The sequence below is a fragment of the Stenotrophomonas sp. STEN147 genome, assembly GCF_056757995.1.
On the sequence record NZ_JBRRCG010000009.1, the window covers coordinates 33752 to 59504 of the forward strand.

The 25753-nt window shown below is 68.4% G+C and carries 18 protein-coding genes; 11 read left to right on the plus strand and 7 right to left on the minus strand.

The annotated features are described in order from the left end of the window. Positions 1-80: 80 nt before the first annotated feature. Complete coding sequence (locus tag ACVOKU_RS10725) at positions 81-1526, plus strand: FAD-dependent oxidoreductase (protein WP_164151515.1); 1446 nt, start codon at positions 81-83, stop codon at positions 1524-1526. On the opposite strand, the gene ACVOKU_RS10730 is transcribed toward ACVOKU_RS10725, so the two are convergent. Continuing rightward, positions 1512-3845 carry an ATP-binding protein gene (locus ACVOKU_RS10730; protein WP_481559894.1) on the minus strand — a complete coding sequence of 778 codons (2334 nt, stop codon included), beginning with the start codon at positions 3843-3845 and terminating at the stop codon, positions 1512-1514. The two genes, ACVOKU_RS10725 and ACVOKU_RS10730, sit on opposite strands and share 15 nt — an antisense overlap. Before the next feature lie 287 nt (positions 3846-4132). Here ACVOKU_RS10730 and ACVOKU_RS10735 point away from each other — a divergent pair, with 287 nt between their 5' ends. After that, positions 4133-5008: a methylglyoxal synthase gene (locus ACVOKU_RS10735; protein WP_481559895.1), complete on the plus strand. Its 876-nt coding sequence runs from the start codon at positions 4133-4135 to the stop codon at positions 5006-5008. 92 nt (positions 5009-5100) lie between these two features. Here ACVOKU_RS10735 and adhP read toward each other — a convergent pair whose 3' ends face one another. From adhP to ACVOKU_RS10750, 3 genes are all read right to left on the minus strand, one after another. Continuing rightward, positions 5101-6129 (minus strand): alcohol dehydrogenase AdhP, encoded by a 1029-nt coding sequence (gene adhP / locus ACVOKU_RS10740; RefSeq protein WP_481559896.1) that lies wholly within the window; start codon positions 6127-6129, stop codon positions 5101-5103. 94 nt (positions 6130-6223) lie between these two features. Further along, positions 6224-6862, minus strand: coding sequence for a bifunctional 4-hydroxy-2-oxoglutarate aldolase/2-dehydro-3-deoxy-phosphogluconate aldolase (gene eda / locus ACVOKU_RS10745; RefSeq protein WP_065174105.1), 639 nt, complete (start codon positions 6860-6862; stop codon positions 6224-6226). After that, positions 6849-7868, minus strand: coding sequence for a sugar kinase (locus ACVOKU_RS10750; protein WP_440210864.1), 1020 nt, complete (start codon positions 7866-7868; stop codon positions 6849-6851). The genes eda and ACVOKU_RS10750 overlap by 14 nt, the downstream gene beginning before the upstream one ends. A gap of 285 nt (positions 7869-8153) precedes the next feature. Here ACVOKU_RS10750 and ACVOKU_RS10755 point away from each other — a divergent pair, with 285 nt between their 5' ends. Continuing rightward, entirely contained in the window at positions 8154-10919 is a 2766-nt protein-coding gene (locus tag ACVOKU_RS10755) for a TonB-dependent receptor (RefSeq protein WP_481559897.1), read from the plus strand. A 137-nt stretch (positions 10920-11056) separates the two neighbouring features. Further along, positions 11057-14857, plus strand: coding sequence for a LamG-like jellyroll fold domain-containing protein (locus tag ACVOKU_RS10760; RefSeq protein WP_481559898.1), 3801 nt, complete (start codon positions 11057-11059; stop codon positions 14855-14857). A 19-nt stretch (positions 14858-14876) separates the two neighbouring features. Here ACVOKU_RS10760 and ACVOKU_RS10765 read toward each other — a convergent pair whose 3' ends face one another. Genes ACVOKU_RS10765 through ACVOKU_RS10775 form a run of 3 tightly spaced genes read right to left on the minus strand, consistent with a single transcriptional unit; the run spans position 14877 to position 18133 of the window. Then, positions 14877-15464: a cysteine dioxygenase family protein gene (locus tag ACVOKU_RS10765; RefSeq protein ID WP_164151504.1), complete on the minus strand. Its 588-nt coding sequence runs from the start codon at positions 15462-15464 to the stop codon at positions 14877-14879. A gap of 51 nt (positions 15465-15515) precedes the next feature. Continuing rightward, the gene (locus ACVOKU_RS10770) at positions 15516-17153 is read right to left on the minus strand and encodes a carboxylesterase/lipase family protein (protein WP_481559899.1); all 1638 of its coding nucleotides are present in this window, start codon (positions 17151-17153) and stop codon (positions 15516-15518) included. Next, positions 17150-18133, minus strand: coding sequence for an alpha/beta hydrolase (locus ACVOKU_RS10775; RefSeq protein WP_481559900.1), 984 nt, complete (start codon positions 18131-18133; stop codon positions 17150-17152). Before ACVOKU_RS10775 ends, ACVOKU_RS10770 begins: the two co-directional genes overlap by 4 nt. A 155-nt stretch (positions 18134-18288) precedes the next feature. Here ACVOKU_RS10775 and ACVOKU_RS10780 point away from each other — a divergent pair, with 155 nt between their 5' ends. The 7 genes from ACVOKU_RS10780 (at position 18289) to kduI (ending at position 25733) form a co-directional block, all read left to right on the plus strand. Further along, the gene (locus ACVOKU_RS10780; RefSeq protein WP_197600175.1) at positions 18289-19113 is read left to right on the plus strand and encodes a 2-keto-4-pentenoate hydratase; all 825 of its coding nucleotides are present in this window, start codon (positions 18289-18291) and stop codon (positions 19111-19113) included. A gap of 40 nt (positions 19114-19153) precedes the next feature. Further along, the gene (locus tag ACVOKU_RS10785) at positions 19154-20158 is read left to right on the plus strand and encodes a TRAP transporter substrate-binding protein (RefSeq protein ID WP_481559901.1); all 1005 of its coding nucleotides are present in this window, start codon (positions 19154-19156) and stop codon (positions 20156-20158) included. A gap of 10 nt (positions 20159-20168) precedes the next feature. Next, complete coding sequence (locus ACVOKU_RS10790) at positions 20169-20708, plus strand: TRAP transporter small permease (RefSeq protein WP_053516012.1); 540 nt, start codon at positions 20169-20171, stop codon at positions 20706-20708. A 3-nt stretch (positions 20709-20711) separates the two neighbouring features. After that, complete coding sequence (locus ACVOKU_RS10795; protein ID WP_065174099.1) at positions 20712-21995, plus strand: TRAP transporter large permease; 1284 nt, start codon at positions 20712-20714, stop codon at positions 21993-21995. 16 nt (positions 21996-22011) lie between these two features. After that, positions 22012-23601 carry a family 43 glycosylhydrolase gene (locus ACVOKU_RS10800; RefSeq protein WP_481559902.1) on the plus strand — a complete coding sequence of 530 codons (1590 nt, stop codon included), beginning with the start codon at positions 22012-22014 and terminating at the stop codon, positions 23599-23601. Positions 23602-23641: 40 nt separating this feature from the next. Continuing rightward, positions 23642-24700: a LacI family DNA-binding transcriptional regulator gene (locus tag ACVOKU_RS10805; protein WP_481559903.1), complete on the plus strand. Its 1059-nt coding sequence runs from the start codon at positions 23642-23644 to the stop codon at positions 24698-24700. Positions 24701-24884: 184 nt separating this feature from the next. Then, complete coding sequence (gene kduI, locus ACVOKU_RS10810; RefSeq protein WP_481559904.1) at positions 24885-25733, plus strand: 5-dehydro-4-deoxy-D-glucuronate isomerase; 849 nt, start codon at positions 24885-24887, stop codon at positions 25731-25733. Positions 25734-25753 lie beyond the last annotated feature (20 nt).

Genomic DNA, 25753 nt, shown 5'->3' on the forward strand with positions numbered 1-25753 from the left:
CGCCCGCAACCGGCGCGCGCCTGCTCCCTCACCGCAGTAGTGCCGGCCTCTGGCCGGCCATCGAAATCACAGAGCCCGCCATGAGCCGCAAGCACGCCTTCCAGTTCCTCGATCTGCCCCGCACCATGCCGCAGCGCATTCCGGTTGAACTGCGCACCTCCGGCGACTGGGGCGAGCTGTACGGAAAGTTCGGCAAGGAGGATGCGCAGTACCAGGCCGGGCGCTGCCTGGACTGCGGCAACCCCTACTGCAGCTGGAAATGCCCGGTACACAACGCCATTCCACAGTGGCTGCAGCTGGTGCAGGAGAACCGCATCCACGAGGCCGCCACGCTGTGCCACAGCACCAACCCGCTGCCGGAAGTGTGCGGCCGGGTCTGCCCGCAGGATCGCCTGTGCGAAGGCAGCTGCACCCTGGAGGAATTCGGTGCGGTGACCATCGGTGCGGTGGAGAAGTACATCGTCGATACCGCACTCGCCAGTGGCTGGCGTCCGGACCTGGGTGCCGTGCAGCCCACCGGCCACAGCGTGGCGGTGATCGGTGCCGGTCCGGCGGGTCTGGCCTGTGCCGATCGCCTGGCCCGGGCCGGCGTCACCGCCGTGGTGTACGACCGCTACGAACAGATCGGCGGCCTGCTGCAGTTCGGCATCCCCAGCTTCAAGCTGGACAAGGACGTCATCCATCGTCGCCGCGAGGTGCTCGAAGGGATGGGCGTGCAGTTCCGCCTGGGCGTGGAGATCGGCCGCGACATCAGCGTGCAGCAGCTGCTGGACAGCCACGACGCGGTGTTCGTCGGCACCGGCGCCTACCGCTACACCGACGGCGGCCTGCCGGGCCAGGACCTGAAGGGGGTGCTGCCGGCCCTGCCGTTCCTGGTGCAGAACAGCCGCATCGTCGGCGGCGATGACCCGCAGGGTCGGCCGATCGCCGGCTGGGAGGACCAGATCGCCCTGCCCGACCTCAACGGCAAGCGCGTGGTCGTGCTCGGCGGCGGCGACACCGGCATGGACTGCGTGCGCAGCGCGGTGCGGCTCGGCGCAGCGAAGGTCACCTGCGCGTACCGTCGCGACGAGGCCAACATGCCCGGCAGCGCGCGGGAAGTCGCCAATGCGCGCGAGGAAGGCGTGCGCTTCCTGTTCAACCGGCAGCCGCTGTCCATCGAGGCCGGCGCCGACGACGAAGCGATCGGCGTGACCGTGGTTGAAACCCGGTTGGGTGAGGCCGACGCCCAGGGACGCCGCAACGCGGTGCCGATCGAGGGCAGCGAGTCGCTGCTGGAGGCGGACGTGGTCATCATCGCCTTCGGTTTCGCGCCGAGCGTTCCGGCCTGGCTGGCCGAACACGGTGTGCAGGGCCAGGCGAACGGTCGCATCGTTGCCGGCGGCAAGGACCGCCTGCCGTTCCAGACCGCGCATCCACGCCTGTTCGCCGGGGGTGATGCGGTACGCGGCGCCGACCTGGTGGTAACCGCTGTGGCTGAAGGCCGTGACGCCGCCGCCAGCATCGTCCGTCTACTGTCCAACTGAACCGGGTTCCATTGCCGGCAGTACGTCGGCCAGCGTTGAACGCAGCGCCTGGGTGTCGACCGGCTTGGCCAGGAACCGGTCGATGCCGGCGGCACGACAGGCCTCGCGCGTGCTTTCCAGCACGCTGGCCGTCAGCGCGACGATCGGCACCCGTGCACGCGAAGGACAGGGGTCTTCGCGGATCGCACGCGCCAGGGCGAACCCATCCATGCCGGGCATGTGGCAATCGGTAACGACAACATCGAAGCCCTGCGCCCGCCATGCTGCCAGCGCCTGCAGGCCATCGGCAGTGGCGTGCACCTGCAGGCCCAGCTCGCGCAGCCGCTGCACCAGCAGTTGCAGGTTGGTCGGGTGGTCCTCGGCCACCAGCACCCGTGCCGCGGGCAGTCGCGCGACCACCCCGGCCGTGGCCGGCACCGCCTCCAGTGGCGCCAGGCAGCTGGCGAACTCCAGGTCGAACCAGATGCGCGTGCCCTTGCCCGGCGAGCTTTGCAGCTGCAGCTCGCCGCCCATCGAGGCCACCAGGTCCCGGCAGATGGCCAGGCCCAGGCCGCTGCCGCCGAACCGGCGCCCTGTCGACGGCTCGGCCTGGATGTAATCGGCGAACACGGCCTGCTGCCGCTCGGGACTGATGCCTACGCCACTGTCGCTCACCTGCAGGCGCAGGCATTGCCCTGCTGCCTGCGTCCGCAGCACCCGCAGCCGCAGTTCCACACCTCCGTGCAGGGTGAACTTCAGTGCGTTGCCCACCAGGTTGAACAGGACCTGGCGCACGCGCAGGCCATCGGCCAGCAGCCACCGCTGCAGCGCAGGATCGAGCACGCACCGCAGGTGCAACGCACGGCTGGCCGCCATCGGTGCCAGCAGCTGCTGCACGGCCGTGGCCAGCGCCCCCATGTCGGTGGCACGCAGCTGCAGCGGCAGCGCCTGCAACCGATGACTGTCGAGCACATCATCCAGGATCTGCCGCAGCATCTGCGCGGCCACATCGACGGTGGACAGGACCTGCCGCTGGCATGGGTCCAGGCGGCTGTCCGCCAGGCATTCGAGCATGCCCAGCAGCGTGCTCATCGGTGTGCGGATCTGGTGGCTCATGGTGGCCAGGAAGTGCGTCTTCGCCGCTGCAGTCTCTTCGGCCTGGTGGCGTGCCCCGGCCAGGGCGCGGGTGCGTGCCTGCGCCTGGCTGACGTCCATCCAGTAGCCACTCCACTCGATGTCGTCGCTCTCGCCCGGCAACGGCCTGCCATGCGAACGGATCCAGCGCCAGCCATGGGGACCCAGCGTGCGGAAGGTGATGTCGATCGGCGCACGGGCCCGCGCTGCGGCTTCCAGATGATCCAGCACCGGCTTGCGATCGTCGACATGCACCGCCGCCATGAGCCGGCGATGGTCCAGCCGCACACTGTCCAGACTCATGCCGAACAGCGACTGCACGTCGCCGGCGACCAGCGGCAGGCTGTAGTCGCCCTCGCCGCTGCGGCGCGCCCGGTAGACCACCGCAGGCAGGTTGGCGGTGACTTCCTGCAGCCGCTGTTCCAGCGCGCGGCGCTGGCTGCTTTCGCGATGCAGCCTCCAGTAGCCGAAGGCATACACCAGGATCAGCGCCAGCGCGACCAGCAGCACCGGCACCAGCCAGCGCAGCGGCGACCGTGCCGGCGGCGCGCGTGCACCGCTGGGCGCCCACGTCGCGTGGAGCGCGTCGCGCTGCGCGTCGTCCAGTTCGTGCAGCACGGTGTCGAAGGCGGCGACGGTGGCCGCACAGGCCGGCGCAGCCGCCAGTACCCAGGCATCATCGAAGCCGGCTGGCGCGGCGATCACCAGGGCATCGCTGCCGGGCCTGCGCAATGCGGCTTCCACCTCGCCCAGTGTGGCAACCACCGCATCGACCTGGCCGATGGCCAGCAGCTGCAGCGCATGATCGAGCGCGTCGACCTGCAGCAGCCATGCGCCCGGCGCCTGCTCACGCAGGTGGGCCGCCAGTGGCACCGTGTCGAGGCTGGCGACGCGGCGGCCGCGTAGACCGCCCAGTCCCTGCAGTGGCGTATCGTTGCGACGGCGCACGATCACCTGTGACAGCTGCAGGTAGGGCCTGCTCACGACCCAGCCGTCGGGCACCTGCTCGCGCGGCCATCCCAGCACGGCCTGGGTACCGGCCGGCAGCGCCCCGGCCGCGCCCGCCGCGGCGGGAAGTGGATGTGGACGCAGCGCGATCTGCTCGCCCAGCCGCCGCAGGTAGTCGGCAACCAGGCCGCCGGGCTGGCCCTGCGCGCTGAAGGACAGCGGCGGGCGGTCACTGGGCCAGGCCACGACCAGGGGCATGTCGCACCCGTCGGCCCGCGTGATCATGGGCCACAGCAACAGGGCAGGCAGCACGATGCGGGATCGCAGCCACGGGCAGGAGCGTGCAATGGATGCGGCCGCAGGGCCGGCGGCATTCACGATGGGCATCCTCGAATCGCAGGCGGAGACGACGGCCGCGCAGCGGTACCGCTCTGCCTGCCACGCTAGCGACGCACGGCACAGCGACAATGAGGAAAGTTGCAAAGCGCGCAGAATTGGCCGGTCACGACATAAACTGCCGCTTCCACCAGCCCACGGAGCGTTCGATGCGTATCGGCCTGGCCGCCAACCGGCTCCACCACCAGGATGCGCGCGCCGCCCTGTTCCGCTGGCTGCGCGCCTGCGAACCGGGCCTGCGCGAGCTGGGCATAACGCTGCACGCTGTCGGCCGCACCCATGATGCGATCGGGCGCCACGGCTTCCTCGACGGCTATGCCGGCCTCCATCGCTATCCCTACGGTCGCGAGGGCGGGCTGATGAAGCTGGTCGCCGAGGTGGTCGGCATGGGCCCGCAGCGCACGCTCGACGGTGCCATCTATCTGATCGATCCGGTCGATCCGTCCTCGGTGTTTCCCGAAGCGACCGCGCTCAAGCGGCAGTGCGTGATCCACGGCAAGCCGTTCATTTCCACGGTGGCCACCGCACGCGACTGGATCGAGGTGGAGCGCGTGCACGCCGGCCTGCAGGCCGACGCCGGTGCCGACGATCTGCATGCCTTCGGTACCCAGACCCTGGCACTGATCGCGCATGATGCGATGAAGCCGGCGATGCTCGCCTTCGCCGACGAGCACTTCGACGTGCTGGCACGCTACGGCGAGCGGGTCGCGACCGGGACCACCGGTCAGCGCCTCAACGAGCTGGCATGGAGCCGCGGCTGGCCCAGCGACACGCCCTGGGTGACGCGCTACCAGAGCGGACCGATGGGCGGCGACGCACAGATCGCCGACCGCGTGCTGGAGGGCCGTTGCCAGCGCGCCATCTTCTTCGAGGACCCGCACGTGGCACGCCAGCACGAGGCAGACATCCAGCTGCTGGAACGCGCGGTGACCACGGTGACCGACCAGGCGGTGTGCATCACGGCTCCGGTGGTAGCGGCGCGCTGGGCGACGGCTGCGGCCCGGCGCGCTGCGTCACAGCGCTGACCACCTGCGCAGCTACGCCGGGCGCGCATCGATCGGCATGACCGCCGCACCCGTGGGAGAGGGTGCCGGGCCGCGGCGGCCATGCACGGGTGTCAGGCGGTCATGTCCAGTACCACGCGCCCGTCGATGGTGCCCGCGCGCATGCGTGCGAACACCTCGTTGATGTTCTCCAGGCGGTCGGTGCTGACCGTGGCCGCCACCTTGCCCTCGGCAGCAAACTGCAGCGACTCCTGCAGATCCAGCCGCGTGCCGACGATCGAACCGCGCACCGTCACGCCGTTGAGGACCATGCCGAAGATGTCCAGCGGGAAGTTGCCCGGTGGCAGTCCGTTGAGCGAGACCGTGCCGCCCCGCCGGACCATGCCCAGCGCCTGCTCGAAGGCCTTGGGCGATACCGCGGTGACCAGCGCCCCGTGTGCGCCACCGATCTCCTTCTTCAGGAATGCTGCCGGATCGGTCGTGCGCGCGTTGACCGTGACCTGTGCGCCCAGCCGCCGCGCCAGTGCCAGCTTGCTGTCCTCCACGTCGATGGCAGCCACGTTCAGGCCCATCGCACGCGCGTACTGCACCGCCATGTGGCCCAGGCCACCGATGCCGGAGATCGCCACCCAGTCGCCGGGCTTCGTGTCCGTCACCTTCAGGCCCTTGTAGACCGTCACGCCGGCGCACAGCACCGGCGCGATCTCGACGAAGCCCACGTCCTTCGGAAGCAGGCCGACATAGTTGGCATCGGCCAGTGCGAACTCGGCGAAGCCGCCGTTGACCGAATAGCCGGTGTTGCGCTGCGTCTCGCACAGCGTTTCCCAGCCACCCAGGCAGTGTTCGCAATGGCCACACGCCGAGTACAACCAGGGGATGCCGACCCTGTCGCCTTCCTTGACATGCCCGACCCCGCCGCCCACGGCCACGATGTGCCCCACGCCCTCGTGGCCGGGGATGAACGGCGGGTCCGGTTTCACCGGCCAGTCGCCCTCGGCGGCGTGCAGGTCGGTGTGGCAGACACCGCAGGCTTCGATCCTGACCAGCACCTCGCCCGCCCCCGGGCGTGGTACCGGAACTTCCTCGATGACCAGTGGGCTGCCGAACTCGCGAACGACAGCGGCCTTCATGGTTCTGTTCATGGGTTTTCCTCCGTCGTGCGCTTGCAGACAGAGTGACGCCGGCACGAGGCCGGCGCTTTGATCCCGATCAAATCCTGGAAGATTGCCTGCCGGTTCAGCCCGCCAGCACGGACGCCTCGCGTGCCAGGCGTTCGATCGCGCCCCAGTCGCGGGTCTGCAGCAAGGCCGCCGTGGTCAGCCATGAACCGCCCACGCACAGCACGTTCGGCAGGTGCAGGAACTGCGCCGCGGTCTGGGCGCTGATGCCACCGGTCGGGCAGAAGCGCACGTCGGCGAAGGGGCCGTGCCAGGCCGCCAGCAGCGCCGCGCCGCCGGCCTGCACCGCGGGGAAGAACTTGAAGGTATCCAGGCCGTGCTCGAGGCCAAGGATCAGCTCGGACCCCGTGGCCACGCCCGGCAGATACGGCAGGTCGGCATCGCGCGCGGCCGCGTACAGCGTCGGCGTTGCGCCCGGCGACACCGCGAAGCGCGCACCTGCGGCCCTGGCCGCCTCCATCTGCGCGGGCGTCAGCACGGTTCCGGCCCCCACCACCGCGTCGGGTACGGCCTCGACCATGGCCCGGATGGCATCCATCGCACGGGGTGTGCGCAGGGTGACCTCGATCACCGGCAGACCGCCCCGGAACAGCGCCTGCGCCACCTGCACGGCATCGTCGACATCATCGGGGGTGAACACCGGAATCACCGGTGCCAGTTTCAGTACCGCGCGAACGCGCGGATCAGCGCCGGACATCGAATCGCTCCTCGCCCATCTGGGCCAGCACGTCAGCTTCGCTGACAGGATTGAAATCGCCGGGGATGGAATGCTTCAGTCCGCCGGCAGCCAGGCCGAAACGCACGGTGGCGTCGGCATCGAAGCCTGACAGGATGCCATGCAGGATGCCTGCCGCGAAGGCATCGCCGCCGCCGATGCGATCGATGATGCCGGTCAGCTGCCGCACGGGCGCCTGCGCACGCACGCCCTCACGGCCCAGCAGCAGGGCGCCCAGCGCATGATGGTCCACGCTCAGCGCCTGCCGTTGCGTGCATGCCAGCCATTGCAGCCGCGGGAACGCGGCGAATGCCGCCGCTGCGGCAGCGTCCACGCGCTCCACGGCACCGGCCTGGGCAAAGCGCTGGCCCAGGATCACTTCGATATCGCGGTAGTCGGCGAACACGATGTCAGCCTGGTCGAACAGGGCATGCAGGATCGCCTGCGCGTCGCCGCCCCAGCGCTGCCACAGCGTGGGCCGGAAATTGCCGTCGAAGGAAACGCGCACGCCACTGGCACGCGCGGCGCGTGCCGCCGCCAGCGTCGCCTCGGCCACCTGTGGCCCCAGCGCAGGGCTGACGCCGGACAGGTGCAGCCAGTCCGCGCCCTGCAGCAGCGCCGGCCAGTCATGATCGGCTGCAGTGCTGCGCGCGAAGGCCGAATCGGCCCGGTCGTACACCACCTCGCTGGCACGTTGCACCGCGCCGGTGGTGAGGAAGTACAGGCCCATGCGACCGTCCGCCACCTCGCGCACCGCCCGCGTATCGACGCCATGGCGGCGCAGTTCACCCAGTGCGTGCGCCCCCAGGGCATTGCCGGGCACCGTGCTGACCATGGCCACGTCATGTCCGAATCGGGACAGCGAGACACCCACGTTTGCTTCCGCCCCGCCCACGTGCACCTGCAGCTGCGGCGACTGCAGCAGCAGCTCGCGACCGGGCGCGCCGAGCCGCAGCAGCAGTTCCCCGAAACATACGATACGCCCCATCTCCACTCCTCCCCGCTTGCCGCCAGCATGTGAAACTGCACGGCGTGAATGTGTACCACGCGTCGGCGCGGCGTTTGGCCATCGGTGTCATTCTAGCCTTCCGATGCACCCCACGCACCCGTAGGAACTGACGGAAGCATTGTCCTGCAAGCCTCTTGGAGACATTTCAGATCTGTTGCGGTGCAAGATGCCGGATCCGGGACGTGCTGCTAACGTCCGCTCTGACCAGCGGTGTCATCACGCTGAAACAGCCGCAGCACCAGACCTTTGGGAGAGGGGAAAGGCATGCAGTCTCGGAACCACCAAAAAAAGACACCGGTTACCTTGCTCGCTATGGCCGTCGGACTGGCCCTGGCGGCCAATGCGACCGCCCAGCAGCAGAGCAGCGCCGCCGGCGCCACGGACCTGGATACGGTCACCGTCACCGGCTACCGCGCCAGCGTGGAGAAGGCGCTGGACATCAAGCGTGGCGAGGCCGGCGTGGTCGACGCCATCGTCGCCGAGGACATCGGCAAGTTCCCGGATCTGAACCTGGCCGAGTCGTTGCAGCGCATCCCGGGTGTGGTCATCACCCGCGAGGCCGGCGAGGGCCGCAACATCTCGGTGCGTGGCCTCGGCCCGGATTTCACCCGCGTGCGCATCAACGGCATGGAGGCGCTGACCACCGTCGGCGCCGGTGATCAGAGCGGTGGTACCAACCGCGGCCGTGGCTTCGACTTCAATGTCTTCGCCTCCGACCTGTTCTCGCAGCTGGTGGTGCGCAAGACCGCTTCGGCCGACGTCGAAGAAGGCTCGCTGGGCGCCACCGTCGATCTGCGCACGGCGAGGCCGTTCGACTATGACGGCTTCACCTTCGCCGCCAGCGGCCAGGCCGGCTACAACGCGATGGCGGAGAAGGCCGACCCGCGCATGGCCGCGCTGGTGTCGAACATCTTCGCCGACGGTACGTTCGGCGCCCTGCTGTCGGTGGCCTACTCCGAGCGCCAGGCGCTGGAGGAGGGCTCCAACACGGGCCGCTGGGCCAACGGCCCGAGCAACGGCAACTTCAGTGCGTCGTCCCCGTTCACCGCCGCGCGCAGTGCCGACGTCTACCACCCGCGCTTCCCGCGCTACGTGCAGATGGAACATGAGCAGAAGCGCCTGGGCGTGACCGGTACGCTGCAGTGGAAGCCCAGCGACGCGACCGAGATCTCGCTGGACGCGCTGTACTCGAAAATCGATGCCACCCGCGACGAGCACTACATCGAGGCGATTTCCTTCAGCCGCGGTGCCAACACCAGCCAGCCACGCCTGGCCGGCAAGCCGTCGATGATCGTCAGGAACGGCGTCATCGAGAACAACGCGCTGGTCTACGGCGAGTTCGACAACGTCGACATCCGCAGCGAGAACCGCCACGACGAGTGGAGCACCGAGTTCAAGCAGATCAGCCTCAACGGCCAGCACCGCTTCAGCGACGACTTCACCCTGTCCGGCAAGCTGGGGGTCTCGCGGTCCCGGCATGAGAACCCGGTGCAGACCACCATCATCATGGACAAGTACGACGTCGACGGCTACAGCTACGACTACCGGGGCAACAACCGCTCGCCGATCCTCAACTACGGCATCGATCCCACCGATCCCAACGGCTGGGAACTGGCGGAGATCCGCCTGCGACCGCAGTACGTGGACAATGATTTCGATACCGGCCAGATCGACTTCAACTGGAACATCAGCCCCGGCTTCCGCCTCAAGGGTGGCGTGCTGGCCAAGGACTACACGTTCAAGACCACCGAACTGCGCCGTGGCAGCGAGCTGGCCGTGCCCACCTTCGCCGATGGCAGCAGGATCGTTCCGGTGGACATGACCACGCAGGCCGGCCTGAAGGGCATCAGCGGCAGTCCCTCGAACTGGGTGGTGCCGGATCTGGACGCCGTCGCCGATCAGTTCGACATCTACAGCAACAGCGGCATCTACGCCGTCGCACCGCGCGCCAACAACGTGCGCAGCGTGGAAGAGAAGGATCGCGGTGCCTACCTGATGGGTGAGTTCTCCACCGAGATCGGCTCGCTGCCGCTGTCCGGCAACGTCGGCGTACGCTATGTGCGCACCAAGCAGTCCTCCACCGGGCTGTCGACGCTGGCCACTGGCACCACGTCCACCACCGCCACCCGCACCTACGACGACACCCTGCCCTCGTTCAACCTGGTTGCCGAAGTCACCCCCGATTTCCTGATCCGCCTGGGTGCGGCCAAGGTGATGACCCGACCCGGCCTGGGCAGCCTGACGCCGGGTGCCACTGTGGCCGTGGCCGGTGGCGCACGCACCATCTCCAGCGGCAACCCCAACCTGGATCCGACCCGCGCGACCAATGTCGATCTGAGTTTCGAGTGGTACTTCGCCGAAGGCGCCATGGCCGGCCTTGGCCTGTTCTACAAGGACATCGAAACCTCCGTACAGACGCTGCGCGAGAATCGGCCGTACACCGACAGCGGCCTGCCTGCCGAACTGCTGATCGGCACCGGCGCATCGCCGACCGACGAGTTCACCTTCACCCGTCCGGTCAACACCCCGGGGGGCGAGTTGTTCGGCGCGGAAGCGAACTACACCCAGCCCTTCACCTTCCTGCCGGGCAAGTGGGCCAACCTCGGTCTGCAGCTGAACTACACCTGGGTGGATTCGAAGATCCAGTACATCAACTCGGCCGGTCAGCCGGTGATGAAGAACGATCTGCTGGGCCTGTCCAACACCTCGTGGAACGCGACCCTGTTCTACGAAGGCACCACCTTCTCCGGGCGCATCTCGGCCACCAATCGCGACGACTACCTGACCCAGGTGCCGGGCCAGGAAACCGGCTTCAATCTGGACGGTTACCACGGCATGACCGGTACCACGGTCATCGATGCGTCGATCCGTTACCGGATCAGTGACCAGCTGGAACTGAGCCTGGAAGGGGTGAACCTGACCAACGAAGCGTCCGATGAGTGGGTGTATTCGCCCGCGACCGGCCGCCTGCCGTTGCAGTACACCGAGACCGGCCGCCAGTTCCTGCTCGGCGTGCGCTACAAGTTCTGAGCAGCGCCGGCGATGCGCCGACCGGTGCATCGCCGTTCGCCACGACCGCTGCTGCGCCGCAAGGTGCCGTGGCGGCGTGGCCTTGCTACGGTCCGGCGGCCCTCCGCCGGCTGTCGCCCGTTGAAAGGAAACATCTGATGCCGCATCGCTCGACCCTGTCCCGCTGCCTGCTGCTGGCAGTGGCCCTGGCTGCTGGCCCTGCGACAGCTGCCGATGGCCCAACCCTGCTGTTCCACGTCGACGCCAACCAGGGCCTGCAGGCTGCCGTGGCGCACGGCGAGGCGATACCGAACTTCCGCGACAGGGTGGCGGTGGTCGATGACGGTGTACGCGGCAAGGCCATCCAATGGCAGGACGATGGCGTCCTGGCGTGGGATGCGCCGGGCAACATCCTGGCCCAGCGCGGCACCCTGGCCTTCGATTGGCGGGCGCGGTACGCGGTGGGCGAAGCCCCGTTCGTGATCTTCCGCGTCGGCTATGCCGATCACAGCAGCTGGGACATGGCGTGGCTGCGCATCGACTGGAACGGCCACGGTTTCGATGCGTTCGTCACCGATGCCAATCTTGCCCGCACCCGCGTCTCGTTCCGCATGGACACGCCGCCACGCGCGGACCAGTGGCTGCATCTGGCCTTCGCCTGGGACGAGGACCAGGGTGTACGCCTGTTCATCGATGGACGCGAAGTGGCCCGCGCGCAGACCACCGGCGACTACGATGCCGCGCTGGACCAGGTTGGCCTGGCCGGTCGGGTGATGGCGCCGTACCAGGTACAGAGTCGTTACAACTTCCTGCGCGGCAGCGATTTCCAGCACATCCGCATCTATGACCGCATGCTGGATGCACCGGCCGTGGCGGCGCTGGCCCGTGGCGTTACGCCCACCACCGCCGAGGTTCCCGAGGCAGGACTGCGTGCCTGGCGCCATCGCTTCGGCTGGGACGGCACCGCACCACCGGCGCTGACCGCGCCGACCACCCGCATCCGCAAGGTCGAATTCGCCGACACCCGCGACCTGAAGGCATGGATGTGGAAGGCCACCGACGGCATCGCCGAGACCACATGGCCCGGCGTCTACAACCGCTCGCGGCTGCCCGGACGCAACGACTACTTCCAGCTGCCGGACTGGAACACCTACGTGGAGGGTGGAAAGCACCTGGACCTGACGCTGCCGGACGGTGAGACGGTCAACCGCATCGAGGTCCGCGGCGCGGCCTTCGGCACGCTGGCACATGGCAGCGACGCCGCGCACGCCACCCGGACCCTGTTCACCCGCCCGCGCGGCGTAGTGCGCAGCGTCGATCCGATCCCGTCCCTCAGCGGCGGCGTGCTGCGCTTCAGCAACGTCGAGCAGGAAACGCCGATCCAGGAAATCTGGGCCTACGCCGTGAGCGAGGGCAGCGAGCCGGACGGCACGGTCAAGCAGACCTACACGATCGACAGCCAGGCGCTGCCGGACTACACGAATCTGGATGCGCTGCGCCGCTACATCGACGGTCGCTATCCCGAGGCCGAACGCAGCACGGTGATGGCGCTGCCCAAGGGGGCCGGATCGCGCCGCCGCGATGCCGGTACCCTGCCCGCGCAGCCGCGCCCGATCGTGCACGTGCTCATTCCTTCCGGGGTAGGCGATGCGCCGCCCGACCAGCCGCTGATCCGCAGCTGGGCCTACAGCTGGGAGAACATGCACGACGGCCTGGACGGTGTTGCCATCGATCTTCCCGCGCTGGATCTGGCGGCCACGCATGAAGGCCTGATTCCGCTCAACATCCGCATCAAGGACCCGATCTGGCCGGCGCGCGACATGATCGACGTGTCGGTCTCGGTGCAGCCGGGACAGAAGCGCACCCTGTGGCTGGACCTGCGCGACCGCATCCTCACCCCTGACAGCCTGTGGTTGAGCATCGCCTCGGCCGCGCCCGGCTTCGATGCCCGGGCGCTCGATGGCGCGCAGATCCGGCTGGTGTTCAAGCCGCGCGCCGAAGCGCTGAAGGAGCACGTGGCCGACCGCTTCAACCAGGTGCGCGACAACTGGGGATTCCTGGTGGAGGAGCACACCACCTCCAAGCGACAGCGCCTGTATGCGCGCGTCTACGCCGACCTGAGCGACCTGCTGCGGGTCGATCCGGACCACGCGCTGGGGCGGCAGTACTGGAACTACATCAGCTACAACAGCCAGGGCCGGCCGCCCTACTCCGCACCGGCGGTGCCTGCCGGTGTGCCGGCATGGGCCTTCCACCAGGTGCAGGACCTTGCACAGGTGCGTCGCTTCGTCGACTGGTGGATCGACCATCGCCAGGTGCCCTACGGCGACTTCGGCGGCGGCATCTCCGATGATTCCGATCTCACCCAGCAGTGGCCGGGCCTGGCGCTGATGGGCGTGCAGCCGGACCGCCTCAATGCCTCGCTCACCGCCCTGTCCGATGCGGTGTATCGCAATGGTATGTTCAGCAACGGCCTGAGCACCATCGAAACCGATGAGCTGCATGCCTACGAAGAGGGCATCAACACCAACAGCGCGATGCTGTACCTCAACTGGGGTGATCCGCTGACGCTGGAGCGGCTGATGGAGACGGTCAAGGCATTCGACGAGCGGATCATCCTGCCCAATCCGCAGGGACACCTGCTGTTCTCCAGCAACTGGTTCGGCGGCAACAGGATCTACCGCGAACCGAACTGGCAATGGCAGAAGCCGTATTCGTTCCCGGTGCTGCACCCCGCGTTCCTGCTGGGCCAGTACAACGCCGATCCGACCGGGCGCCGGCTGGTGACCGGCCTGGCCGACAGCTACCTCGCCCATGCCGGCACGGACGCGAAAGGACGCTTCACCCTGCCCAACGAGATCCACTGGGCCACCGGCGCCACCCGCGGCGGTGAACTCAACGACGGGTCCGGCGGCGGCGACACGCTGCATACCTTCTGGGCCGCCTGGCGCTGGACCGGCGATGCGAAGTACCTGCAGGCGCTGGACTATCGGGTGGCACGCGGGGGACCGGGCGCGCTGGCCAATCTCGGCGAGAACATCGTCGAGGTGCTGGGCCGCCAGCAGGACTGGTATCCGCAGCTGGCTGCCGAGGCCGACGCCGGAAAGACCGGTTTCGCCAGCCTGATGGCCTGGCAGGCCAGTGGTGACCTGAAGTACATCGATGCACTGCATGTCGAAGGACTGCAGGCGAAGGTGCTGCGGGCCTACATGAACACCGAGGGCCACTGGTGGTCCGATCGCGTGGAAGCACCCAGCGAGTTCCTGCAGCGCGCGCGCCTGGGAGGCATCGCGCTCAAGCGCAACCAGAGCTGGCCCGGGCATACGGTCAGCTGGCGCTTCGATCGCGACGGTGCCGCCGAACAGGTTGCACTGCTGGTGCATGCGCCGTCGCGCGAGCGCTTCACCATCACCAGCCACAATCTGGGTAACCGCACCATCAGTGCCGACATGACCGGCTGGAACGTTGCCAGCGGCACGTGGCGCATCCGTGCCGGCGTGGATGCCGATGGAGATGGACGCATCGATGACACGCCGACGGAGCGCACGGTGCGGCTGGAAACCAGCCGCGCGGTGCCGATGCAGTTCCGTCCCGGGCGCACGGAACTGTTCGAGTTCGAGCGCGTTGTCGCCGGCAGCCCGGTGGAAACACGCGCCGACCTGGGCGTCGGCCGCGGTGATGTGCAGGTGGACGGCCAGCGTGTGCGGGTGACCGTGCACAGCCTGGGCCACGTGGCCACCGGCGCGGGCGTGGCGATCCTGGAAGACACCACGGGCCGTGAGATCGCGCGTGCCGATGTGCCCGCGATGGCGGCACCCGATGACCTGGAACCGAAGACCACCCACGTGACACTGATGATCCCCGCCGGTCATCAGGGTGGCCTGCGCGTGCGCGTCGCCCTCGCTGACGGTGGCGAGGAAGTGACCCTGCTCAACAACATCGTGGACGTGCCGCGCTGAACGCGGCGGCCGGCGCGGCCTATGCCGCGTCGGTCTCCATCCGCTTCACCCGTCGCTGGTACCAGTCATCGCCCAGCGGCTCGAACACCGCGCTGCGCTCCATCACGCCCTGGTAGACGTGCAGCGACACGGCCACGTCGGCATCGCTGGCATTGCGCAGCGTGTGGTATTCGTGCGGGGGAATCAGGCTGCCGGCGCTGCCGCGCTGGCCGTACAGCGTCGGCTGCGCGGCAAAGCGGTGGCGAGTGCCCTTCCGCTCCAGCAGCGCATACGGCGTGACCAGCAGTTCGCCCTGCCAGACGCCTTCCACGCACCACATCGCATCGTGATCGTGCAGCGGCGTACCCTGCCCCGGGCCCCAGCACATGGCGATGACGCTGTACCCCAGGGTCCGGCTGCGATGCAGTTCACGACGTGCGTAGTGACCACGCACCGGTCGCCGTACACACGGCGGCAGCTGTATCGAAGGATCGGTGATGGCATCACGCAGCACGCGCTGCAGGCCCTCGGTGATCGCGTGCGGATCCGCCAGTGCTACCGCACCATCAATGGCGGCAAGCAGGCGCTCCCGGCCGGTGAACGGCAGTGGCGTGAACGTGTCTCCCATGACCCGACTCTAGCCGAGCGGAGTTAACAGAATGTTTGTGCTGCGGTGTCATCACTGCGTGCCACGCTGCACGAAAGGCACTTTTCCGTAGAGCGCGCGCTCGCCTGCGCGCGGATCGTCAACCGCGCGACTGGTGCGATCGAACAGCATTGTCCGCCGTTGCGGCAGCGTATAAGGGGCCCATTGCGACAATCCGGCGTGATTGGGGTCGCCGCTGCGGGCGAAGGCGATCAAGGCCTCGCTCATGGTCACCGCCAGCGCACGGGCATCATCGCCACCCCCGGTGCGCGCGCCCGGCAGCCCTGCGTTGTCAAAGACCAGCGGGATGTCCAGCGTATGGAAAGCACGCAGGCGGCCCTGCTCCACCGGCGACCCCCAATCCAGCTGGTACGCCCAGGTCGGTGCTGCGCCCGCGGGCTGGCGCGCCCGCGCTTCCAGTTCCTCCACCGCTCCGCGCCAGCTGCGGCCAGCCGTGGTTGCAGCAAAGAACACTTCGGACGGCGTGTAGTGCGGATACAGGCGGCGATACTCGGCGATCACGGTCTCCGGCCGCAGATCGACGAACTGCTGTCGTTCGAGCTGTGCCGGCAATGTTTCCCAGGTCAGGGCGAAGTTGGCGGGATCGTTGCCGAGGAACGCGCGGGTCTCGTCGCGGGTGTTGCCGATCACCATCGGAATCGCCGCCGACTGCTGCGGCGCCTGTGGCCAGAACGGATGCACCGGCAGCACCACATCGTCCAGCACCGGGCCGAAGTACAGCGATGTGCTTTCCACCCGTGAGGGATCGCGCGCACGGGTGGCTTCCAGCAATACGTCGACCGGCAGGTCCAGCAGGGCCTGCACGTCACGTGCAGCAACGGCCTGCATCGCGATCGCAGCCCGCTGCGCGGCCGCGCGCGGTCCGGCAGCGGTGACCTGCTGGCCACTCATCGTCCACGCGCGGTGGAACAGCCCTCGGGCCGCAGGCATCGCCATCAGTGTCGCGATCTTGGCGCCCCCGCCGGACTGCCCGAACACCGTGACGTTCGCCGCGTCGCCACCGAAGACCGCCGCGTGCTGCCGCACCCACTGCAGCGCCTGTACCAGGTCGAGCTGGCCGACGTTGCCCGAGGCGGCGTAGCGCGGATCGCCCAACGCCCCCAGGTAGAGATAGCCGAACGTGTTCAGGCGATGATTGAGGGTGACCACCACCACATCGCCGCGGCGGCACAGCGCAGCACCGTCGTACAGCGGATCACTGCCGGAGCCGTTGTTGAATCCACCGCCGTGAACGTACACCAGCACCGGCCTGCGTCCACCGTCGCCGAGCGCGGGCGTCCACACATTGAGGAACAGGCAGTCCTCGCTGCCGGGCCCTTCGCTGCCGCCCTGCGGTGCGGCCGGACCGTACTCCAGTGCATCGGCGATGCCGCGCCAGGCAGCTTCATGCCGCGGCGGCTGGAAGCGGTGGTGAGCGGTGTCGGCACCATAGCGAAGCCCACGGAACACCAGTACCCCGTGCTCGCGCTGGCCACGCACACGCCCGCCACGAACCCGGGCCAATGGCAGGCGGTCATCGCGGGCACCCGGCACGCTGGCCAGCGTTGGCAATGCAGTGAAGGCAGCCGTAGCGGACGCGGTGGCCAGGGCCCAGCGGGCGCTGTCACGCAGGAACCGCCGGCGCTGCAGGTCGGCCGGCGCATCGTTCATCGCGCGTCCTCCGCAGGGCCCAGCCAGCGTTGCGCGAGCAGCGGCCAGAGTGCCAGCGTCGACCGCGCGGGGATGTCCATGCCAAAGCCGTGGCCGCCATGGGCGAAGACGTGCAGTTCGTGCTCGACACCCGCACCCGCCAGTGCCTGCGCCATGAGTTCACTGTTGTGCACCGACACCACGGCGTCGTCGGCGGCGTGGACCAGCAGCGTCGGCGGCATGTCGCCGCGTACCCGCTGCTGCATCGAATAGTCTGCCTGCAGCGAGCTACCCGGATGCTCGCCCAGCAGGCGGGCACGCGAGCCGCTGTGCGCATGCGCGCCCATGTCGATCACCGGGTAGACCAGCACGGCACGGCTCGGGCGGGCGCTCAGCCGGTCGAGGTCATCCCGTGCGGGATGGACGGCGATGTCGAAGCCGGTGGCCAGCCGCGCCGCGACGTGGCCGCCCGCCGAGAAGCCCATCACCGCCACGTCGTTCGCGTCCAGCCCGCGCCGTCGCGCCTGGTCGCGCACCACCCGCAGCGCGCGCTGCGCGTCGGCGAGCGCGGCCTGGCGGTCGCGCCCCGGCTGCGGCAGGCGGTAGCGCAGGACGAACAGGGTGTAGCCGGCGCCGTCCACCCAGAACGGAACCAGCGCGCTGCCCTCCTTGTCGATCACCACCCGCTGGTAGCCGCCGCCGGGGATCACCAGCAGGGCCCGGCCGTTCGGCCGGGCGGGTGTGTACACCTGCAGAGAGGGCGCGTCGATCTGGTCGGCGTAGCGGTCCGGGCGTGCAGGGTCCGCACTGCGCTCGACCACCCGCGTCGGACGTGCGGGGCCGGGTTCGCCCGGCACTGCGCCTGCCGGCCACAACGGCAGCTGCTCGCCGGGCAACGCCTGGGCCACACGCTCGCCTTCGCGCAACGACGTGTCGACCGCGCGGGCGGGCGCCGCCGGCAGCAGCAGGGACAGGCACAGCAACACGATGGGCAGACGCATGACTGACGGGGCTCCAACAGGACAGGACAGGGCGCTGGCGGCGTCGGCAAAGCCGGCGTGATGCGCTGCCGCTTGCGTGATGACACCGGTTTACCATATACACGTCCTGCAGACGCTGTCGATAGGCAGCGCAACAACGCCAGAGGGAGACGTTCTTGAGCAACGAACACGGCACACATGGGCACACGCCGCCGGCCGATGCGGCCGCGATTGCCCAGGCCTTCACCACCGCACGCCTTGCGGGCCAGGCGCTGAAGGCGTTCCCGGGCGACATCCCGGCGGACCTGGTCGCGGCCTACCAGGTCCAGGACCTGGCCATCGCCCGCTGGAACCAGCCGGTGGTCGGCTGGAAGGTCGGCTACATCGCTGCCGAACGCCGCGATGCGTCCGGGGACGAACGGCTGCTGGGCCCGATCTTCAAGCCTCAGCTCAAAAATGCCACCGGTGGAACAACGGATGTCCCGGTGTTCGTCGGCGGTTTCGCCGCGATCGAGGCCGAGTACGTGCTGGAACTGCTGGAGGATGCCCCCGCCGACCAGCTGCACTGGTCGCCGGAACAGGCTGAAGCGTTGCCGGCCCGCCTGTACCTCGGTGTCGAGGTTGCCAGCAGCCCGTTGGCAACGATCAACGAGCTGGGCCCGCGCGTGGTGGTATCCGACTTCGGCAACAACAACGGCCTCGTGCTGGGGCCGGAGATCGGCAACTGGACGTCCCTCGATGAGTCGGCGTTGCGCGCCGAGACCCTGATCGAGGGTGAAGTGGTCGGGGTCGGCGGCGCGAGCCGCCTGCCCGGTGGCCTGCGCGCGGCGTACGCGTTCGCGTTGTCCCGTTCCGCGCTTCGCGGCCGGCCCCTGCGGCGTGGCGACCTGATCGCCACCGGCAATGCGACCGGCATCCACGACATCCAGGCAGGACAAACGGCGCTGGTGCGCTTCGCCGGCTTCGGCGAGATTGCCTGCAGGGCCGTGCCGGCCGGGTAAGCCGCGGCACGAACCAGTGAACACGCGCGGGAGGGCGCAGATGATCACACGACGACATTTCCTGGCCGGTGGCGCCACTGCACTTGCCACTCCCCTGCTCGCCGCCTGTGGCCGCGGGCCGGGCCCTGACGCAACCGGCGGCCAACTGCTGACGGCGACCGATGTGCACGTGGCCGATTACCCCACCGTGACAGCGGTGAAGTGGATCGGCGAGACCCTGCAGCGTGAGACCCAGGGACGCCTGCGTCTGCGCCAGTACCACTCGGGCCAGCTCGGCCGCGAATCCGAAGCGATCGACATGGCCCGCTTCGGCGCCATCGACATCACCCGTGTCTATGCGGGCGCGCTGAACAACGCGTTTCCGCTGACCCAGGCGCTGTGCCTGCCCTACGTGTTCGAATCGGTGGCGCACCAGCGGGCAGCGCTTGATGGCGGCGTGGCCGATGCCGTGCTGCGCGGCTTCGAGCGCCGCGACTTGGTCGGCTTGGCCATCTACGATTCCGGTGCGCGCTGCTTCTACAACACCCGGCATCCGATCACCCAGCCCGGTGACCTGCACGGACTGAAGCTGCGCGTCGCATCATCGGACATCTTCATCCAGCTGATGCGGCTGCTCGGCGCCAACCCGACGCCGATGTCGCTGGGCGATACGTTCTCCGGCATGGAGACGCACATGATCGACGGTGCCGAGAACAACATGCGCAGCTTCCACTCCAGCCGTCACTTCGAGGCTGCGCACTACTGGTCGCAGAGTGATCACTCGTATGCACCGGACGTGCTGCTGATGTCACGCGCCAGTTTCGAGCGGCTGCAGCCGGATGACCGCCAGCTGCTGCTGGAGACCGCACGTGCGTCGGTGAAGGTGATGCGCGACCAGTGGGATGCCTCCGAGGATGCGGCACGACGCGCGGTGCTGGCGTACGGCGTGAAGGCCAACGAGGTCGACATGCCGGCGTTCCGCGCCGCCGCGCAGCCCCTGCTGCAGCAGTACCTGCAGCACGCGGAAATCGCCGCGCTGGTCGATCGCATCCGCGGTGCAGCCTGAGGACACAGCCATGACCGAAACGACGACATTTTCCCCACCCGGCCCCGGGCAGCGCCTGCTGGACCGCGTCGCCGACATTGCCATCTACACCGCCGTGGCGGCCCTGCTGGGGCTGGTGGTGGTGCAGGGCTGGCAGGTCTTCGCGCGCTATGTGATCAACGATTCCCCGAGCTGGACCGAACCGGTGACCCTGCTGCTGCTCAGCACCGCGATGAGCCTGGGCGCGGCCTGTGGCGTGCACACCAACCGCCACTTCGGCTTTTTCCTGCTGCATGCCTACATGGCGCCGGCGCTGCGCCGCGCTGTGGACGTGCTGGTGCAGCTGGTGGTGGCCGTGCTGGGCGCGTTCATCGCAGTGTGGTCGGCCGAGCTTCTTCTCGACGGCCTGGACATCAAGACCGCCGGTGCCGAGCTTCCGCAGAGCATCAACTACCTGCCGCTGGCGCTGGGCGGCGTGCTGATGGTGGTGTTCGCGCTGAACCGTGCGTGGAAGGCCACGCAGTCCACGCCGGCAGACGCTGCCGCCGATGACGCTGAAGGAGATCGTTGATCCATGGGTATCGCCATTCTGTTCTCGGTGTTCGCGGTGTTCCTGCTGCTGGGCGTGCCGGTGGCCTACGCGCTGGCTGCGGCCGCCCTTGCCACCCTGCTCTACCTGGACATCCCGTCCATCGTTCTGGTCCAGCAGATTTCGGCAGGCACCGGGTCCGCATCGCTGATCGCCATTCCGCTGTTCATCTTCGCCGGCGAGATCATGATGCGCGGCGGCATCTCCGAGCGCCTGATCGCGCTGGCGTCCTCGCTGGTGGGGCGCCTGCGTGGCGGCCTGGGCCAGGTTTCGATCCTGTCCTCGCTGTTCTTCGGCGGCGTCTCCGGCTCGGCCATCGCGGATGTCTCGGCGGTGGGTGGCACGATGATTCCGCAGATGGTCAAGCGCGGCTATGACCGCGATTTCGCCGTCAATGTCAGCATCACCGCCGCCCTGGTCGCGCTGCTGGTTCCGCCATCGCACAACCTGATCCTGTTCTCGGCTGCGGCCGGTGGCGGCCTCTCGATCGCCGATCTGTTCGCGGCCGGCATCGTTCCGGCGCTGCTGATGACGCTGGCACTGATGATCACCGGCTACGTCGTCGCGCGCCGCCGCGGCTATGGCGTGGAGGTGTTCCCGGGCTGGCGCGCGGTGCTGCTGCGGATGATCTCCGCCCTGCCCGGCCTCGGCCTGGTCGCGCTGATCTTCGTCGGCATCCGCGCCGGCATCTTCACTGCGGTGGAGAGCGCGGCGATCGCCGTGGTGTACGCATTGCTGGTGACCACGGTGCTGTACCGGCAACTGCGCTGGCGCGAGTTCTTCGCCACGGTCGTCCACGCCGCACGCAGCACCGGTGTGATCCTGTTCGTGATCGCCACCGCTGCGGTGTTCGGCTGGCTGCTGGCCTACCTGCAGGTGCCGGCGGCGGCGGTGGACTTCCTGCAGTCCTTCGCGCACAGCCAGTTCATGGTGCTGCTGATGATCGTGGTGATGCTGTTGCTGCTGGGAACCTTCATGGACCTGGCACCGATGATCCTGATCTGCACGCCGATCTTCCTGCCGGTGGCGCGCGCGTACGGCATCGATCCGATCCACTTCGGGCTGGTGCTGGTGCTGACCGGCGGCCTGGGCCTGGTGACACCGCCGGTGGGCTCGGTGCTGTTCATCGGTACCGCCATCGGCAAGATCAGCGTGGGCCAGAGCATGCGTACCATCTGGCCGTTCTGGTTCGCTGCGCTGGGCGTGCTGCTGGTGGTCACCTTCTTCCCTGCCCTGTCGCTGTGGCTGCCGGCCACGCTGCGCAGCTGAGCCGGAGACCGCTGCCATGCACCGTCCGCTTCGCCGCATCCCTGCCGTGGCCCTGGCCAGCCTGCTGCTGGCCGCGCTTCCGGCGGTGGCCTCCGGCCCGGCCTCACCGACCTGGGCGCGTGGGCTGGAGAACCAGCGCCAGGCCGATCTCGGCGACGGCACCTACCTGAACCCGGTGCTGGCCGGCGACCGCCCCGATCCGTCGGTACTGAAGGACGGACAGGACTACTACCTGACCCTGTCCTCCTTCGATGCCTATCCCGGCCTGCCGATCTGGCATTCGCGGGACCTGGTCAACTGGCAGCCGCTGGGTCATGCCATCACCCGCAACGTGGGTGCGATCTGGGCACCGGACATCGTCAAGCACCAGGGTCGCTACTTCATCTACTTCCCGGCCCGGACCGGCGAACACCGCAGCAACTTCGTGGTGTGGGCCGATGACATCCGCGGGCCGTGGAGCGATCCGATCGACATCGGCCTGGGCGGCTACATCGACCCCGGCCATGCGGTGGGCGAGGACGGCAAGCGCTACCTGTTCCTGAGTGGAGGCGACTATGTGCAGCTGGCCGATGACGGGCTGAGCGTGGCCGGCACACCGAAGCATGTCTACGACGGCTGGCGCTATCCGCAGAGCTGGGATGTGGAGGCCTATGCGCAGGAAGGACCGAAGATCCACTTCCGCGATGGCTGGTACTACATGACCACCGCGGTGGGAGGCACCGCCGGCCCACCCACCGGGCACATGGTGATTACTGCGCGCTCGCGCTCCATCCATGGGCCCTGGCAGAACGCACCGAACAATCCGATCACGCGCACGCAGTCGGCGTCCGAACCGTGGTGGTCACGCGGCCACGCGACGGTGGTCGAAGGCACCGACGGTCGCTGGTGGATGATGTACCACGGGTATGAGAACGGCTTCTGGACCCTGGGCCGGCAGACCCTGCTGGACCCGATCGAGTGGACCGACGATGGCTGGTTCGTGGCCAGGGGCGGTGACCTCGGCCAGCCGCTGCGCAAGCCTTCCGGAAGCGCCCTGGCACCGCACGGCATGGCGCTTTCGGATGATTTCCGCGGCGGCAGGCTCGGGCCGCAGTGGGCGTTCTTCAACCCGGCCAGTGACGAGTACCGGCGCCTGCGCTTCAGCGGCGATGGGCTGGTGATGCAGGGCAAGGGCAGTGCGCCGCGCGATGCGTCTCCGCTGACCACCATCGCCGGCGATCCGGCCTACCAGTTCGAGGTGGAGCTGGAGGTAGCGCCAGGCGCAGTCGGCGGCGCGCTGCTGTTCTACAGCGACCGCCTCTATGTGGGCGTGGGCAGCAACGGCGAGCAGTTCATCATGCACCGTTACGGCGAGGAACGCCCTGCCCGCCTTGCGCCCAGCGACCGCGGCGGGCGGCTCTGGCTGCGCGTCACCAACAACCGCCATATCGTCACCTTCCATACCAGCAGCGACGGCCGGACCTGGCAGAAGTACCCGGTTCAGATGGAAACCTCGGGTTACCATCACAATGTGGCTGGTAAGTTTCTCGCCCTGAAGCCGGCGCTGTACGCTGCCGGTGACGGTGCGGTGACCTTCCGCAGCTTCCGCTACCGCGCGCTGGACTGAGCGCGCGGCCGGAAATCCCCCGACTTACCTGGTCCATTACATGTCAGTGCGCAACAAGAACGATGCCGTCACGCCGGCATTGGCCAAAGGCAAGGCAGCCACGATCAACGACATCGCGCGACTGTCCGGAGTGTCCAAGAAAACGGTTTCAAGGATCATCAACAACTCACCGCTGGTGCGCAAGGACACGCGCGACAAGGTCGAGGCCCTGATGCGCGAGGTGGGCTATACGCCCGATCCGCTGGCGCGCGGCCTGGCCTTCCGTCGATCCTTCCTGATCGGCATGGTCTACGACAACCCCACCGCGCAGTACATCGTGGACATGCAGTACGGTGCGCTCGACGCGCTGCGCGGTTCCAGCTTCGAGCTGGTCGTGCATCCCTGCGACAGCCGCAGCCCGGGCTACATCGACGGCGTGCGCCGCTTCGTGCAGCAGCAGAAGCTGCATGGGGTGATCCTGGTGCCGCGTGCCTCCGAGGACCAGGCGCTGGCGGACATGCTGGATGAGATCGGCTGCCGCTTCACCCGCGTGGCCGCGCTGCCGCTGGACGAGAGTTCGCAGATGGTGGTCACCCACGATCGTGACGGCGCCGCCGAAGCGGCCGACTACCTGCTCTCGCTGGGCCACCGCGACATCGCCCTGGTGACCGGGCCCAGCGCCTATCGTTCGGCGCACGAGCGTACCGCCGGCTTCATCGATGCGCTGTCGCAGCGTGGCATCGAGCTGCCCAAGGACCGCATCATCGAGGCGGGCTACACCTTTGAATCGGGCGTGGCCGCCGCCGAGAAGCTGCTGCTGGGCAAGCGCCGGCCGACCGCGATCTTCACCGGGAACGATGAAATGGCGGCGGGCATCTACAAGGTGGCGCTGCGTGCAGGCATCAACATCCCGCGCCAGCTGTCCATCATCGGCTACGACGACAGCCCGCTGGCCTCGCGCCTGTGGCCGTCGCTGACCTCGGTACGGCGCCATACCCGCGATACCGGCCGCACCGCTGCGGCGATGCTGATCCAGCCCGACGGCCAGCCGGCGCTGCAGATCGCCAGCGTGCGCCCGCACCTGATCGTGCGCGACTCCTGCCAGCCGCCGGAGGACTGATCCGGCGGGGATCAGTCCGGTAGCCCGCAGGCCTGCCTGCGACTCCGTTGAAGCCGCCTCACCTTGCCGCGACCGTTGAGCACTATCGTGCGGCGCAAAATGACACCGGTTACCAACGTCGCTAGAATCCCCCTGAACCGTGCCGGGGCCGAATGATCGGCCCGCCCCCTGCTCTGGAGATGCCATGTACTGCAAGACCCACTACGCCACCCATCCCGACGCCATCAAGGGCGCCTGCAACGACCAGCTGCGCGAGCTGTACCTGCTCGACGGCCTGTTCAACCCCGGCCAGGTGACGCTGAAGTACACCCACTACGAGCGCTTCGTACTCGGTGGCGCGGCGCCCCTGGATGCGCCGCTGGCGCTGCCGGTGCAGACCGAACCGGCGTCGGCCGCCGGCCATCCGTTCCTGGAGCGTCGCGAGCTGGGCGTGATCAACGTCGGCAGCGGTACCGGTACGGTCACCGTCGACGGCACCGTCTACACGCTGGGCCCGAAGGACGGCCTGTACGTGGCGATGGGCAGCAAGGACGTCGTGTTCGCCTCGCAGGACACCGCCAACCCGGCGCAGTTCTACCTGGCCTCGACCCCGGCCCACGCGCGCTTTGAAACCAGGCAGCTGTCGATCAAGGACGCGGTGGCGCTGGAGCGCGGTGCGCTGGAGACCAGCAACGAACGCACCATCTACCAGTACATCGTGCCGGCCACCTGCCAGTCCTCGCAGCTGCTGCTGGGCCTGACCGTGCTCAAGCCCGGCAGCGTGTGGAACACCATGCCGCCGCACCTGCATGACCGTCGCAGCGAGGTCTATTTCTACTTCGACCTGGGCGACAACGACCGCGTGTATCACTTCATGGGCGAACCGGACGCGCAGCGCCACATCGTCATCCAGAACAACGAAGCCGTGGTGTCGCCGCCGTGGTCGATCCACATGGGTGCCGGTACCAGCAACTACGCCTTCATCTGGGCGATGGGCGGCGAGAACCTGGATTACACCGACATGCACGTGCTGGACATCTGCCAGCTCAAGTAAGTCCTGCCTGGCCGCCGCGC